This window comes from Amycolatopsis sp. WQ 127309, from assembly GCF_023023025.1.
In the GTDB taxonomy this organism is placed as follows: Bacteria; Actinomycetota; Actinomycetes; order Mycobacteriales; family Pseudonocardiaceae; genus Amycolatopsis.
This window is the reverse complement of the sequence record NZ_CP095481.1, coordinates 4195966-4210500: the sequence shown is the minus strand read 5'-3', so window position 1 is coordinate 4210500 and position 14535 is coordinate 4195966. Positions and strand designations below refer to the sequence as shown.

The following is a 14535-nucleotide window of genomic DNA, read 5'->3' as shown; positions in this document are numbered from 1 at the left end:
CGACATACGCGTTCGTGTTGATCAAGATGCAGCGTCGATCAGTTTGACGGCTCAACCGCGACTTTCATCGAGATGACCAACCCCACTCGGGGCTCGACCAGCTCCTTGGGACATGCCTCAAGCGCCGGGCAGTTCCCCTACGGCACCAAAGGCACTATGCATTCACCGAGGCCGTCGAAGCCATTCTCGTGTGCAAGTCTAGATGCCGCACGACGATAATTATGGGCGCGTTCGAGATCTCCGACCGCACATTCCGTTTGACAGAGGCCAATCAGAGCTTCGTACTCGTCGAACCGGATACGGAAACGGCGTGCTCGACCAAGAGCTTCGCGGTAATGCACCGAGGCGCGATGAAGCATACCGCTTCGCAGGCAGACGCCGGCAGCGGCGGCGTGGCCGGCGATCACCGCGCCGGGGTCGAGCACCTCGCGGGCCAGCCTCAACGCCGCATCGGCAACGTCGTACGCGAGCGCAACGTCATCGGTGTCGGTGTATATGCGGGCGAGCAGCGCGAGAGCGTGTACTTCGGTGCAGGCATCACCGGCTTGCCGAGCAGCGTCCAACGCCTCTTCTGCGGCGCGAAGCGCCGAGCCGTCTCGTCCGTCGCGGTGTGCCGCGCGGGCGAGAAGCAACAGGGTCAATGGAGTCGGATGATCGGCGACGTACTGTTTGTGCGTTGCCACTGCCCTGGCAGGTTGCCCGCTGTACTCGTACATGATGCCGAGATTCTGCCGGTAAATCGGGTTTGGATGAGGATCGAGCATTGCTGCCGCTGCGAATGCGGCAGCTGCGCCAGTTAGGTCACCAGTTGTCACCTTCATGGTGGCGAGGTTCTGCAGCACGACTGTGATTCCACGTCGGTGTTCGAGTTTGCGGTAGAGCGACAATGCCGCCTCGAAGTGCTCGACAGCCGGTTCGAACTGATAGCCGACGGCCTGCGCGGCCGCGAGGTTGTTGTGGGCAGCCGCGCGCGCGTCTGTGTGGCCGGCAGCATCGGCCGCGTCGAGTGAAAGCTCGGCCAGCTCCAGTGCTTCCGGAAGGAATCCGATGGTGCAGTAGCCACGTATGGCGTCGGTGAGCTCCCATGTCGTGACGTGTTGCCCGGTGGCGTGGGCACGGCGGATTGCCGCCACGAGATTGGGGGTTTCGCGGCGGAGCCAGGCTCGTGCCCCGGCGTCAGTGTCGAACACGTGCTGATCGGCGCGCGGCCGGGGCATCCGCAGGACGTACGGTGCGACCCGGTCGGCCGCGGAATCAGCGCGCTGAAGGTAGTAGGCGTACAGGGCAGTCATCGCCGTGTCGCGTTCGTCTGCAAGGTCCTCGGCGCACGCGCGTTCGGCGGCGTAACAACGCAAGAGGTCGTGCATGCGGTACCTGCCGGCGGTGTACTCGTCGACCAGATGGGCGACTGCGAGGCGGCCGAGTTCGAAAGCAGCGCCGGCAGTGGTGCTACTGGTCAGCGCGGCCGCGGCCGCCGCAGTGAAATCAGGGCCCGGAATGAGGCCGAGCAGGCGGAGCGTGCGGCGGGTAGAGGCGGCGAGCGCATCGTAGGAGAGGTCGTAAGCGACGCGGACGGCGCTGTTGTCGCCGTCGATGGTCAGGCTGTCGAGAACTCCGCGATGACGCAGATCGGCGAGGTGATCGGCAATGCGGCGGGCAGGGTGAAGACCGAGCTGAGCGCTGGTGATGCGCAGCGCCAAGGGGAGATAAGCGCACGTCTTCGCGAGCTCGGCGACCGCGGCGGGCTCGGCAGCGGCGCGGTCGGCGCCGACGCTGGTCTCGATCAGTGTGGTCGCCTCTTCCGGTGTGAGGACATCGACGGCGATTCGGCGGGCGCCCTCCAGCGCCACCAAGCCGTCGAGACGGTTTCGGCTGGTCACCACAGTCACGCAATCGGGTGCACCGGGCAGGAGCAGGCGAATTTGGGAATGGCCGGTGGCGTTGTCGAGTACGCAGAGAAGAGTCTTCGGTGCCAGGAGCGACCGATAGAGGGCCGCGGCCTCTGCTGGCTCACGAGGAATACGCTGGTGCGGCACACCCAGCGCACGCAGGAATTGAGCGAGTACCGGCATCGGATCGTCGGTGTTCTGCAGGTCGGCGTAGAGCTGGCCGTCGGGAAATCGCTGAGCCGTTCGGTGTGCCCACTGCACCGTCAGTGCGGACTTGCCGACTCCCGCGGAACCGACCACCACGCCCAGCCGGGAGGCGCCACCGGAGTTCAGGAGCTCGTCGAGCGCACGCAGCTCAGCGGCGCGACCGCAGAATCCACCGGTAGCGCGAGGTAGCTGTGCCGGCCTGACCGACGGACTGGGCGTGTCTTCGCTCCGCAAGATCGCCAGATGCGCCTCACGTAGCTCCCGCCCAGGCGACGTGCCCAGCTCGTCGGCGAGACGTCGACGGATCGACTCGAACGCAACGAGGGCGTCTGCCTGCCGCCCTGCCCCGGCCAGGGCGGTCATCAGGAGGCTCCACAGGGGTTCGTGAAGCGGATGCTCGGTGACCAGGCCTTGCAGATCAGCGACGACGTCGGTGTCTGCTCCCAGGTGCAGCTTCGCGCGGCAGCGTTGTTCGGTGACCGAGAGCCGGCTCGCGTCGAGGCGTTGCACCTCGATGTCGAACGCCGCTGTCGGCTGGAGATTGGCCAGTGGCCGGCCTCGCCACAACTGCAGAGCCTCACCAAACGATGCAGCGGCGCGACCGTCGTCGCCGAGCAGCCGTGCGCGGTGCCCTGCCTCGGTCAGCAGCTCGAAGCGTTCGATGTCGAGCTCGTCGTGGCGGACGTCGATGAGATAGCCGCCTGCGCGAGCGTGGATCCGACCTCCGTCCTCTACCGCGGCCAGCTGGCGCCGCAGCTGCGATATGTGCGTCCGCAGGTTCGCCGCGGCCGAGGCCGGAGCTGCGTCACCCCACACCATCTCCACAAGGCGATGCGGTGCGACCACTGTGTTGGGGGTCAGGAGCAACGCCGCCAATACCGCCCGCTGGCGTGGGGACGACAAGGCCAGCTGCGTGGCTCCTGCGCGCACCTCGATCGTGCCCAGCAGCAAGAACCTCACCACGTCCTCCTCAGAGTGGGCGGCTTCTGACCAGCTGATGTTCGCCGAATATGCCGATCCTGTACAGGGCCGGGGCCACGCTCATCTCGCCGGTTCACGAACCGGGTTCTTGCCGGCGCACCCGGGAGCTCGAGGGGGCTCCCGGGTGCACGTGGCACGCAGCACGTCGTAGCCGAATCCGAGGCCTCGTCGCTTGTTTACCTGAAGGGAGGAAATCGATGTCACATGGAACCGCCGGGCAACCGCGCTGCTGCTCACGTTCGACTCGGTGCTGCTCGGGCTCCTCACCGGCACGAGCAGTGCATCAGCGGCCGGCTAAACCGTTTCGAAGGTCTGCGCGTGGACCTGACGGACGCCAAGCACTGACGTTCCTGGCGCCTGTCCGACGCCGCGTCCTAAGGGAGGAAGAAATCATGAAACGCAAGTTTTTCACTGCCCTGCTGATGATTACCCTGGCGATTGTGGCCCAACCGGCCTCGGCGAGCGCCGCCACGGCCAGCGGCACGGGTACCGGAAGCTTCTGCAACACCAGCCTGAGCAGGCACACCACGGTCTGCTTCGACTCCATGTCGAAGCTGCAGGCACATCGATCGGCCGCCGCTGACTACGACTTGGTGGCGATGTACAACTGGGTCAACTACAACCAGGGCGGCGGATACAACATCCTGTCCGGGGATCACGTGTGCACCGCTTCCTACAGCAACAACGACTATGAGCTGTACGACCTGAGCATCTACTCGTACAACAACGGTATCAACATGAACAATACGTTCACATCGGTCAGCACCTACACCAGCAACCCGAGCAAATGTGACATCAAGCTCTACGACGGGTTCAACCTGAGCGGTACCTCGTCGGTGTTCATCGACCGATGCACCGATCTGACCAAATGCGTGGCGACGAACTGGTCGGACCGGGCCAGCTCGTTCGTACTCAGCTAGACGATCGCCACGCACGGAGCGTCCGAGCCGGCGACATTCCCAGCCCGGCCTGCAAGGCAGAGGTCGAGACCGCTTTACGCGCCGCGATCCGCGTGGGACATTCCAAAGGCTCGCGGATATCGAGCATTCCGGGAAGGTAGATCTCTTGCGGGAGCCTTGCATTCGCAAGGCTCCTGCTTCCCCGTCCGCACCCTGGTGCGTTGCTCAGGTTTGAGAGGGGTTCGAACACGGACTCGTCGCAGAAGCGGGAACGGACGCGCGCAGGGGCGTCGGCAGATCTCGTCCCAGCATTTGCCTTCGGCTACCTGGCGCGTCGCCGATGTCGCGCCGACCTGCATGCTGCGTTAGAAAGCTGCAGCGCGCGGGTGCCGAATGTCTCGATCGCCTTCGGCACCTCGTCGGTGTCGCCGTGGCGGAGCGCGAAAGAATGCTTTCGCCGCTGAACAACCGCGCGGCCTGCTCCCTCGGCAGAACCGGCTCGAAGAGCTGCCGCACCACGCCGAAACCGAACTGGCGTTCCAGCTCCGCACCACGCGCTCCCATCACCGTGCACCTCTGACCGGCCGCGAGCCTGCGCACCTCCCGCTGATCCACGTCGAACACAGGCCGCATGGCCGCCCGTTCATCGAGGCGATGATCGGGCTCAGGTGGCCGATGAGTTCTTGTTCTGCTGGTCGAGTCTCCGGACTCCCGACCTGCCTCGAGCCGGGTGCGCTGCAGTAGCCGCCGTCGATGGGCGATGTCGCGCCGGTGACGTTGCCTCAACCGGTCGCTCGCCAGGAACGCCACGAGGTTCGCGATCTCGGCGGGCCGCGAGCACACCCCATACCGACGTGGAGTCCGAAGGTATCTCCGATTCGCGCGGGCCACCGCAGTCGTGCTCCCGTACGCAGAACGGCGGCGGCGCACAGACAGAACTGTCCGGGGAGGGCCGAGACGATCTCGGCCCTCCCCGGACAGTTCGGTACGAGGATCAGATCTTGCCCGCGGCCACGTCGGCGAGGGTGACGCGGGAGGACTTGTAGTTCACCACGTAGTGCTTGGATTCCGCCGAGGTGATCTCCTCACGGATCGGCAGGCCGTTGTCGGCGTTGATGGTGAGGACGTCCGCACTGCCGCCCAGGATGGCGGGAGGCGCGGTGAGGGTCAGTGCGGGCCGGCCGTCGACGTCGGTCTTGCCGACGATCATGTCCGGGATGGTCGCGTACAGCTTCAGCACGCCCGCGCGGACCTCCGCATCGGCGGCGTTGGCGAACAGCGCGTGCTGGGTGTTGCTCCACAGGTGGTTGTCGATGAGGTTTTCCAGGTCCTTGCCCGTCGGACGCGGTTTGGGGGCGGGAACCGGCTTGCCGATCTTGCGGAACATCTCCGCGGTCTCCGCTTGGGCGGCCGCCCAGGCCTTGTCGGCCTCGGCGGGGCTCAGGCCGATTCCCAGGGCATTGCCGGCCGCGGTGATCATCGCGATCCTGGCCTTGTCGACGTCGCCGTTCGCGGCGAGACGGGCCGCCGCCATCACGTTCCGGTCGTACGGCGTAGCAGGCTCGGCGTCGCCCTTGGCGACGGCGTCCACCAGGGTCTTCACCGAGTCGCCCGTGAACTGCCGGCTCTCGTCGGTGTAGAGGGTGTAGCTGAGGTCCGGTTTGCCGTCCAGCCCGAACTTCGTGTTGATGATCAGCGACGCGTCTCCCGGCCGCGTGCCGGCCGCCTGGACCGCGGAGGCCAGCTTCACCAGCGGCGCCTCGACCGCCTGCGGGGCCTCGATCGCCTGCGGGGCCGCGCCGGACGGGCCGGCCGGGACACTGCCGCCTGACGTACCCATCACCACGGCCGCCGCGACGGCTGCCGCGCCCACGGCGGCGACGCCGACCTTGGGCCAGGAGAACCAGTGCTTCGGCCGCACGACCGTGGCCACGGGTTCCTCCATCGCCGTCCGCAGTGCCGCGCGGGCACGGTCATAGGCCTCGGGACCGGGGGACGGCACGTCACGCAGATTCTTCATGAGATCCATTTCGTCCATGAGTTGTCTTTCACGTCGTCGGGACTTGCAGCAGCGCGATCACTTCGGGGGCTTCACGCAACGCCTTGCGCGCCTGGTGCAACAGGCGGCGGGCCGTGCCGGCCGGGATGTCGAGCACCCGCCCGGCCTCGGCGACGGTCAGGTCCTCCCAGGCGACCAGGCCCAGCACTTCCCGCTCTTCCGGTTTGAGCCGAGCCAGTGCCCTGCTCAGCAGGGCCTGCGTGTCCACGCGGGCATCCACCGCCGGCCAGGGATCCCAGTCACCCGCCACGCCGGTCAGGTCCGACGCCGGCTCCTCGGCCGGCGCGGACCGCCAGTGCCGGCGCAGCCTGTTCAGCGCGACGCCGTACAACCAGGGCCTGGCTCCGGGATACGAACGGTCGTAGTTCGCACGGGACTCGTAAGCCGCCACCCACACATCGCCGAGCACGTCCTCGGCGGCCTGCCGCCCCACTCTGCGCGCCAGGTAGTTCCCGAGCGCGGTCTCGTGCCGGCTGATCACTTCCACGAAGGCATCGGTGTCCCCGCGCAGCGACCTGCCGATCAGTTCCGCGTCTGACGACATGAAGCTCCTCGGGTTTCGCTTCGCCCTGACACCCCGTCTTTGCCGACGCGCGCCCAAAGCGTTCAGGTCAGGGTCACGCCCGCGTCAGCGCCGACTCCGGCGCCGGCGGCGTGGTGTCCGGTGCTGGTCACGTCGGGGGGTCCGCGTCGGCTGTGGGCGGCCTACCTGTCAAACCCATTGTCCAGAACGTGCAGAATGCACTACTGCGCCGGCGGGTGTTCAGACAGGATCAGGGGAAATCGAAATCGTCGGAGGATGCCTGATGACCGCACCGCACGCTGGTCGTGGAACGCCGCCCGATGATGACTTCGGGCACCTGGTCAGCCGGCGTCCCGCTCTTGTGGAGCAGCCGGGTGGACCTGACGAGCTGGCCGCGCTCATCGTCGGCTCTGCCGCCCTCGGGCGGACCGTCGTCGCTCGGGGCGAGGGGCACTCGACGTTCGGGCAGGCGCAGTCCTCGGGAGGCGTGCTGGCGGACCTGCGGTCGCTGGCCGGGGTTCCCGAGGTCGGTGCGGATCGGGTTACCGTGTTGGCCGGTACTCGCTGGTCAGCCCTTCTCGAGGCGACGCTCGCGGCCGGTCTGACGCCGCCCGTGCTTCCCAACTACCTCGAACTTTCGGTCGGCGGCACGCTCGTGGCGGGCGGCTTCGGCGGGACGGCGCACCGCTACGGCCCGCTGACCGACTCGGTGCTGGAGCTCGACGTCGTCACCGGCGACGGTCAGGTGCACACCTGCCACCGCGGCGACGAGCTGTTCGCCGCGACCCTCGGTGGCCTGGGGTTGTCCGGCGTGATCACGCGCGTGGTGCTGCGGCTGGTGCCGGCGCCCGAGCGCGTCCGGCGGCACCTGGTGGCGGTGCCGGACGCCGCGACCCTCATCGCGGCGCAGCGGGACCTGATCGGGAGCACGCAGTGGCCCTACGTCGAAGGCATGGTGCAGGCCCGCGCCGAGGGCAGCGGGTTCCTGCTCGACGTCGCCGCCTTCTACGACGCGGCCACGCCGCCTGACGACGCGAAAGCGCTGGGTGAGCTGGGCTTCGACCCGGCGGACGCGACCACGACGGACCTGACCTACTCCGAGTTCCTGCACCGCATGGCGGCCGGCGAGGCGACGTTCCGGGCTTCGGGAGACTGGTTCCACCCGCACCCGGGGCTCAACCTGCTGCTGCCCGACGAGGTGGCGGCCGAGTTCGTCGCCGAGGTCGCCGCCGAGCTGACCCCGGACCACATCGGGCCGAGTGGCGTCGTCCTGCTCTACCCCGTCAAGACCACCGACGCGCCGCTGCCGCGGATGCCGCGGGGTGCGACGGCGTTCTTCTTCGCCTTGCTCCGGACCGCGCCGCCGGACCCGGTCGCCGCGGAAGCGCTCGTCACCGCCAACGAAAAGCTGTACCACCGCGCCCGGTCGCTCGGCGCCGTGCAGTACCCCGTCGGCTCCGTCCCGATGCGCCCGGCCGACTGGATCGTCCACTTCGGACAGGCCTGGCCTTTGGTGGAGTCGGCGAAGCAGCACTACGACCCGGGCAACGTCCTCGGCAGCGGCCAGGGCGTCTTCACCGGCGAAGAAGCGGAGTGACCACAACGGGGCGTCGCTGACGCGAAGTGGACCGCAATCCAGGAGCAGCCTGCTCCCGCGCCGTCGTGTGACCCTTACGGGCATGGCGGTTTCCCCCAGTATTGCGCGCGCTCCCGTGGTGGATCCGGTGCGCCGGCCGGTCGGTCCCGTCGTCGTGCGCGACCTGCGCGACGGCGTGGTGCCCGACGCCTGCGTCGTGTGGCCGGACGATCCGTACTACGACGTCTGCGTCGACACGGCCAAGGCCAAGTACCTGGCCGTCTACGGCGCCGTCATCGACCCGCACCCCGACTTCTTCGTCGCGGCTCGTGACGTCGTCCGTCCCTCGGCCGAACCCCTCGGCGTCGCCGGGATCACCTCGGCCGGCGGCCGGACGCTGCTTTCCGAGCAGTACCTCGACTGTCCGGCGCAGGACGCCTGCGCGCGGCTCAGCGCCGAAGTCCCGCCACGCGAACGCGTGTGCGAGCTCGGCCCGCTCGTGTCGAACGCGCGCGGGTGCGGGCTGTTCCTGATGCGCACCGTGCCCGAGATCGTGCGCTCGCTCGGCTTCGACTACCTCGTCGCCACGCTGACCGAACAGCTGCACGGTGTCGCCCACCGCGCCGGCTGGCGGTTCACCACGCTCGCGAACGCCTGTCCCTCGGACCTGCGCGACACGGACCGAGAGCGCTGGGGCACCTACTACTCGACCCGGCCCCGCACCGGGATCCTGCTGTGCGCGTCGCACGGCACCGCGAAAGGAGCAGCTTGATGCGCTGGTTGAGGCAGGTCGACCTGGACGCCGCGGACGCGGTGGCGGTCGAGGAGCTCGCCGCCGACGGCACGGTCACGACCTACACCTACGGTGCGGTGTTCGGGGCGGCCGTCCGGCTGGCGGAGGCGCTCGACCTCCGCGCCCGCGGCCGGGGTGACGACGACAGCACCGTCGGCATCCTCACCGGCAACGGTGTCGCGGCCGTGATCGCCGACATCGCCTGCCAGCTCACGACGGTCAGTTCGGTCCCGATCCCGCTCGCGTTCGCCCGCGAGCAGGCGCGCCACCTGCTGCGCACGGCGATCACCGTGCTGGTCGACGAGCAGGGGACGCGGCAGCTGGAAGCGTGGGGCGGGGCCGCGGATCTGCTGCCGCACAAGTGCGAGATCGTCCCGGTGGCCGCCGAGGCCGACGCCACGGCACTGGCGGACGCCTGCGAGCGCATCGCCCTGGCGGAAACGTTCTCCGAGGAGACGATCTGCAAGATCGTGCACACGTCGGGGACGACGTCGACGCCCAAGGGCGTCATGCTCCGCCGCGGCGCGGTCGACGACCTGCTCGATTCGGTCCGCTCCCGCGTCGGCGTCGAGGCCTGGCAGCGGTACGTCTCGGTGGTGCCGATGAGCTTGCTCGTCGAGCAGGTCTTCGCCGTGTACCTGACCTTCCTGGCCGGCGGCACGGTGGTGTTCCTGCCCGAGGAGGTCAAGCCGCTCGGCACGGCGGGGTCCGATGTGGAGCGGGTCCGCGAGCTGCTCCCGCGCGTCCGCCCGACCGTCTCGCTGGTACCGCCGTCCCTGGTGGAGTCCCTGGCCCAGAAGGTGGACCGCGCCGGGGAAGCCGGCACGCGCGCGCTTTCCCTTTCGCTGTACGGCCGGGAAGACCCGATGCTGCTCTTCAGCGGCGGCGCGCCGGTCTCCGACACGGTCCTGCGGGCGATGTGGGATCGCGGGCTGCCCGTGTACGTCGCCTACGGCCTCAGCGAAAACGGTTCCGTCGCCACGCTGAACGCGCCCGGCCAGGTGAAGCTGGGCACGGTCGGCCGGCCGCTGAACCACTGCCAGGCCCGGGTCGGCGAGTCGGGCGAGCTGCTCATCAAGAGCACGTCCCAGCTGTCGGGCTACCTCGGTTCGAGCGACCCGAGCGCCCTGCCGCTGGACGACGACGGGTGGCTGCACACCGGCGACATCGCGCTGCTCGACAACGACGGGTACGTGACGATCACCGGCCGCCTGAAGAACGTCATCATCACCTCGAACGGCCGCAACGTCAGCCCGGAATGGGTGGAGGCGCAGTACAAGAGCCGGCCGGCCATCGAGTCCGCGGTCGTGTTCGGGGACAACCTCGAACGCCTGGTCGCGGTGTTCGTGCTCGCGCCCGGCGCGGCGCCCGGGGAAGCGCTTTCGCAGGTCCGGCAGGTGAACGCGGAGATCCTCTCCGAGATCGAGCAGGTCGCCAAAGCCGCCTTCGTCACCGGCGACGAGCTGTTCCACGCCGAGTTCTTCACCGTCACGGGACGTCCCCGTCGAACGGACATCTGGACCGCGGTGCAGGGGCACCGCTTCAACATGGTGGAGGTGTGAGCATGTCCGAGTTCGCCGAGTTCACCTTGGCCGACCACATCGACGGCCACGGCCTCGTGGTCGAGAGCGGCACCCGCGACCCGTTGACCGCGGTCGACGGCGTCGACCTGCTGACCGCGCTGTCCGAGCACGGCTACGCGGTCCTGCGCGGCTTCGACACCGCGCCGGAGTCGTTCTCCGAGCTCGTCGAACGGGTCTCCTCGCGGATCACCCTGGACCCGGCGCGCCGGTTCGCCGGCGGCAGCGTGGCCCAGAAGATCGAGGCCGGGCTGGTGCCGCAGGGCCTGCACGTCGAAAACGGGGCCACGCCGTGGGTGCCCGACCTGGTCTGGTTCTACTGCGAGCGGCCGGCGAAGATCGGTTCGCAGACCACGATCTGCGACGGCGCCCGCACCTGGGACCGGCTGTCGCCGCGGACCCAGGAGCGGTTCCTGGAGCAGCGGATCTCGTTCGCCCGGCCGATGCCGGCGGACAAGTGGAAGAACCTGGTGTTCCGCCTGCTCGACGGCGCGAAGACCGCCGACCGGATCACGTTCGACGACCTGCTCGCGGTCACCGACGACGATGTCGACGTCAAGTACCTGCTCCGGGCGGACGGCTCGGTGCACTACACGTACTTCACCCACGCCGCCCACACCACGATGTTCGGTCAGGGCCCCGTCTTCGCCAACAGCATCCTCACCCCGTCGGTCAACTACGAGCCGCCGGTGATCGAATTCGAGGACGGCACCCCGCTCGACGCCATGCTCATGCGCGAGATCATCGAAGCGACCGCGCTGGAGACCGACGAGATCGACTGGTACGCCGGCGACGTCGCGATCGTCGACAACAGCCGGGTGATGCACGGCCGGCGCAAGATCCGCGACGAGAACCGTTCGCTGTTCAACGCGCAGAGCTACGTCAAGCCCGAACTCCTCGCCGAGGCCCGGTCCCGGCTCTCCTGATCGGAGGCGCGATGGAAACCCAGTACGACGCGATCGGCCAGTCCTACGAACGGCTGAAGAAGCAGATGCCGCTGGCCCGTTTCCCCGAGGGCGCGACCTTCCACCGGCTGGCCACCCGGCCCGCCGGCGCGGCGGCGGCCGAGGTCCTCGACCTCGCCTGCGGCTCCGGCTGGTACAGCCGCGCGCTGGCCCACGGCGGCGCGCGGGCCGTGCACGGCGTCGACATCTCCCAGGAGATGGTCGCCTCGGCCCGGCGCACCGAGGACGCCGAACCGCGCGGGATCCAGTTCAGCGTCGGCGACGCGCGCTCGGCCGGCGTGCTCGGCGAGTTCGACGTCGTCACCGCCGTGTGGCTGCTGTGCTACGCCGAGACGCAGGCCGACCTGACGGCCATGGCCGCCACCGCGTACGCGAACCTCCGCGACGGGGGCGAGTACGTCGGGATCGAGATGAACCCGGCCTTCGACTGGAGCCGCGAGCCGGCGACGAAGTACGGCCTCACCCACCGGGTGCTGGAGGAGTTCGACGACGGCAAGCGGCTGGAGGTCACCGCGCACGTCGAGCCGGAGATCTCGTTCAAGGCCGTCTTCTGGTCGGCGAGCCCGATCGTGCGCGCGTTCCTCGACGCCGGTTTCCGGTCCGTGGAGTTCACCGCGCCCGACCTCCCGGAAGCGGCGGTCGCCGAGTTCGGCGCCGGCTTCTGGGCGGAGTTCCTGGCCAACCCGACGATTCTGGGTCTGCGCGCCCGGAAGTGAGGAGGTCACCGTGCCCGCCGGACTCGAACCATTGCTGGAGTCGCTCGGCCGCGCACAGCGGAAGGGCTTCGAGTACAAGGGGTTCGTCGCCAACCACGCGCCGATGGGCGCCGAGGTGTTGTCCACAATGGACGTCGGCGAGGAGCTCGTCGGCTGGACCGACACGTACCTGACCTGGGTGGACGATCCCGAACCCGCGAAGCAGCGGATCGACGGCGATCCGGTTTCCCTCGCCTGCGCGCTCGGCGACATCGAGCGGTCGACGGACTGGATCGAGTTCTTCACCCGCGAACTGGCCGAAGCGCATTGGCGCGACGTCGTCGACGCGTGGTGGCCGCGGCTGCTGCCCGGCATCTCCGCGGCCGGTACCCACGGGTTCCTGCGCACCGCCCACGCGGTGCGCGCGATGAACGAGCACGGCAGCGAACACCCGTTGCTGCTCGACGAGATCGCGCACGGCCTCGGCTACTGGGCGGCGCGTTACCAGGAGCTGCCGGGTGTCTACGCGCAGGCCCGTGCGCTGCGCACGGCTCCGGGCGCGCTCGAAACGATTCCGTGGCTCCCGGCGACGGCCGAGTCCCGGCGCGAGGGCATCCCGGGCCGGCTCGAGCTGCTGCGGGACGACCGCGAGTTCGCCGCCGGCGTGGAAAGCTTCCGCCCGACGGTGTCGTGGCCGGACCAGATCGGCCGGTTGACGCGGATCGGCGCCCGCGCGTTCGCCGCGCACCACACCACGCCGATCCCGTTCGTCCACCTGGTGACCGCGCCGTCGGCGTTGCGGATGCTGAGCAAGGACCTGACCGCCGAGGCCCTGGAGTCGACGGCCTGGCACCTGTGGCAGTTCTTCGCCGGGATCTTCGCCGGGTTCGGTGCGCTGACGCCGGAACCGGCGCCGTCGCCGGTGGAACCGGCGCCGTCGATCGACGCGCTCCGCACGGCCGCCGTCGAGCACGGCGACGAGCACGTCATCAAGTTCACCGACGCCTGTCTCACGGAGTTCACCATTTCCGGTGACGACATCTTCCTGCGTGCGGCATCTCTCGCGCCGGCCCGCTTCGGTGCGCTGCACTGTAAACCACGCTGATCGGCGCCGGCCGGTGTCGAGCCACGGAGAAGAGGTCGGGATGCCCGCCGAACGGACCGCGCCGACGAGGTCGCTCGTCCTGGTGATGGCGATCGCGACCGGGGTGACGGTCGCGAGCCTCTACTACGTGCAGCCGCTGCTGCCGATCGTGGAGGCGGAGTTCCACGTCGGCTCGACGGCGGCCGGGCTGACCGTCTCCCTGTCCCAGCTGGGTTTCGCGGTCGGCCTGGCGGCGGTCGTCCCGCTCGCGGACGTGCTGGCCCGCCGCAAGCTGGCGGTGGGCCTGCTGGCCCTGCTCGCCGCGGCGATGGTCGTGGCGGCGAGCAGCCCGTCGGTCGCGGTGCTCGTCGGGGCGTCCGTGCTGATCGGGCTGGGCGTCACGGCGGCTCAGGTGATCGTGCCGTTCGCGGCGTCCATGGCCGACGACGCCTCACGCGGCCGCGTGGTCGGCACGGTGATGACGGGCATGCTCGTCGGCACCCTGCTGGCTCGCACGGTGGCCGGCCTGCTGGCCGACGCGGCCGGCTGGCGCATCGTCTACTGGGGCGGCGCCGTGCTGGTTACGCTCGTCGCGTGCGTCCTCGCCCGCCGCCTGCCGGCCGACGGCCCGCGCGAGCGCCTGAGCTACCCGGCGCTGCTGGTGTCGATCTACCGCGTGTTCCGCGCGGAACCGGTGCTGCGCAACCGGATGGCGATGGGCGCGGTCGGTTTCGCGACGTTCAGCCTGTTCTGGGCGACGATGGCGTTCATGCTCGCGGACGCGCCCCACCACTTCGACGCGAGCACGATCGGGCTCTTCGGCCTGGCCGGAGCGGCGGGTGCGCTCGCCGCGAACTTCGCGGGCCGCTTTTCCGACCGCGACCTGGGGCGCCGCCCGGGGATCGCGTTCGCGGGGTGCGTGCTGCTGTCGTTCGGCCTGCTGGTGCTGGGCCGCCAGTCGGTGGTCCTGCTGGTGCTCGGGATCGTGGTGCTGGACGTCGGGGTGCAGGGCCTCCAGGTGACCAACCAGGCGACGATCTACCGCCTGGCCGCGGGCCGCAACGGCCGCATCACGGCGAACTACATGATCGCCTACTTCGTCGGCGGCGCGGCGGGCTCCGGCCTCGGCAACGCGGCGTACGTCGTGGCGGGCTGGACGGGCGTGTGCGCGGTGGGAGCGTTCCTGGGGGCGGTGCTGCTGGGCCTGGCCGCCCGCGCCCGCCTGCCGCGACCGGCGCCGGCGGACCGGGTACCCGCGCGCTGAGCACCGGCCGGTGGGCTATC

11 protein-coding genes are annotated in these 14535 nt (G+C 69.3%); 8 read left to right on the top strand and 3 right to left on the bottom strand.

The genetic code is table 11. The annotated features are described in order from the left end of the window. Window positions 1–137: 137 nt before the first annotated feature. Window positions 138–3056, bottom strand: coding sequence for an AfsR/SARP family transcriptional regulator (locus tag MUY22_RS19880; RefSeq protein WP_247061554.1), 2919 nt, complete (start codon window positions 3054–3056; stop codon window positions 138–140). Between the two features lie 413 nt (window positions 3057–3469). Between MUY22_RS19880 and MUY22_RS19875 the strand changes: the two genes are divergently transcribed. Next, window positions 3470–3997 carry a hypothetical protein gene (locus MUY22_RS19875; protein WP_247061553.1) on the top strand — a complete coding sequence of 176 codons (528 nt, stop codon included), beginning with the start codon at window positions 3470–3472 and terminating at the stop codon, window positions 3995–3997. A 973-nt stretch (window positions 3998–4970) separates the two neighbouring features. Here the strand turns inward: MUY22_RS19875 and MUY22_RS19870 are convergent. Both MUY22_RS19870 and MUY22_RS19865 read right to left on the bottom strand, forming a co-directional pair. After that, window positions 4971–5996, bottom strand: a complete 1026-nt coding sequence (locus MUY22_RS19870; RefSeq protein WP_247061552.1) for a hypothetical protein — start codon at window positions 5994–5996, stop codon at window positions 4971–4973. Between the two features lie 28 nt (window positions 5997–6024). Continuing rightward, entirely contained in the window at window positions 6025–6579 is a 555-nt protein-coding gene (locus MUY22_RS19865; RefSeq protein ID WP_247061551.1) for an RNA polymerase sigma factor, read from the bottom strand. Between the two features lie 262 nt (window positions 6580–6841). On the opposite strand from MUY22_RS19865, the gene MUY22_RS19860 reads away from it, so the two are divergent. The 7 genes from MUY22_RS19860 to MUY22_RS19830 all read left to right on the top strand — a co-directional run bounded on the left by MUY22_RS19860 (window position 6842) and on the right by MUY22_RS19830 (window position 14515). After that, window positions 6842–8155: an FAD-binding protein gene (locus MUY22_RS19860; RefSeq protein WP_247061550.1), complete on the top strand. Its 1314-nt coding sequence runs from the start codon at window positions 6842–6844 to the stop codon at window positions 8153–8155. Between the two features lie 82 nt (window positions 8156–8237). Further along, window positions 8238–8906, top strand: coding sequence for a thermostable hemolysin (locus MUY22_RS19855; protein WP_247061549.1), 669 nt, complete (start codon window positions 8238–8240; stop codon window positions 8904–8906). Beyond that, the gene (locus MUY22_RS19850) at window positions 8906–10489 is read left to right on the top strand and encodes an AMP-binding protein (protein WP_247061548.1); all 1584 of its coding nucleotides are present in this window, start codon (window positions 8906–8908) and stop codon (window positions 10487–10489) included. Before MUY22_RS19855 ends, MUY22_RS19850 begins: the two co-directional genes overlap by 1 nt. Before the next feature lie 2 nt (window positions 10490–10491). Next, window positions 10492–11433, top strand: a complete 942-nt coding sequence (locus MUY22_RS19845; protein ID WP_247061547.1) for a TauD/TfdA family dioxygenase — start codon at window positions 10492–10494, stop codon at window positions 11431–11433. Window positions 11434–11444: 11 nt separating this feature from the next. Continuing rightward, complete coding sequence (locus tag MUY22_RS19840) at window positions 11445–12188, top strand: class I SAM-dependent methyltransferase (RefSeq protein WP_247061546.1); 744 nt, start codon at window positions 11445–11447, stop codon at window positions 12186–12188. Between the two features lie 10 nt (window positions 12189–12198). Further along, on the top strand, window positions 12199–13272 hold the full coding sequence (locus MUY22_RS19835) for a hypothetical protein (RefSeq protein WP_247061545.1): 1074 nt from the start codon (window positions 12199–12201) through the stop codon (window positions 13270–13272). A 40-nt stretch (window positions 13273–13312) separates the two neighbouring features. Beyond that, window positions 13313–14515, top strand: coding sequence for an MFS transporter (locus MUY22_RS19830; RefSeq protein WP_247061544.1), 1203 nt, complete (start codon window positions 13313–13315; stop codon window positions 14513–14515). The last annotated feature ends 20 nt before the right edge of the window (window positions 14516–14535 follow it).

Excerpts from the sequence above, each read along its gene's own strand:
- MUY22_RS19865 (WP_247061551.1), bottom strand. The coding sequence starts at position 6,579 with ATGTCGTCAGACGCGGAACTGATCGGCAGGTCGCTGCGCGGGGACACC.
- MUY22_RS19830 (WP_247061544.1), top strand. The coding sequence starts at position 13,313 with ATGCCCGCCGAACGGACCGCGCCGACGAGGTCGCTCGTCCTGGTGATG.
- MUY22_RS19840 (WP_247061546.1), top strand. The coding sequence starts at position 11,445 with ATGGAAACCCAGTACGACGCGATCGGCCAGTCCTACGAACGGCTGAAG.
- MUY22_RS19875 (WP_247061553.1), top strand. The coding sequence starts at position 3,470 with ATGAAACGCAAGTTTTTCACTGCCCTGCTGATGATTACCCTGGCGATT.
- MUY22_RS19850 (WP_247061548.1), top strand. The coding sequence starts at position 8,906 with ATGCGCTGGTTGAGGCAGGTCGACCTGGACGCCGCGGACGCGGTGGCG.
- MUY22_RS19860 (WP_247061550.1), top strand. The coding sequence starts at position 6,842 with ATGACCGCACCGCACGCTGGTCGTGGAACGCCGCCCGATGATGACTTC.
- MUY22_RS19870 (WP_247061552.1), bottom strand. The coding sequence starts at position 5,996 with ATGAAGAATCTGCGTGACGTGCCGTCCCCCGGTCCCGAGGCCTATGAC.
- MUY22_RS19855 (WP_247061549.1), top strand. The coding sequence starts at position 8,238 with ATGGCGGTTTCCCCCAGTATTGCGCGCGCTCCCGTGGTGGATCCGGTG.
- MUY22_RS19845 (WP_247061547.1), top strand. The coding sequence starts at position 10,492 with ATGTCCGAGTTCGCCGAGTTCACCTTGGCCGACCACATCGACGGCCAC.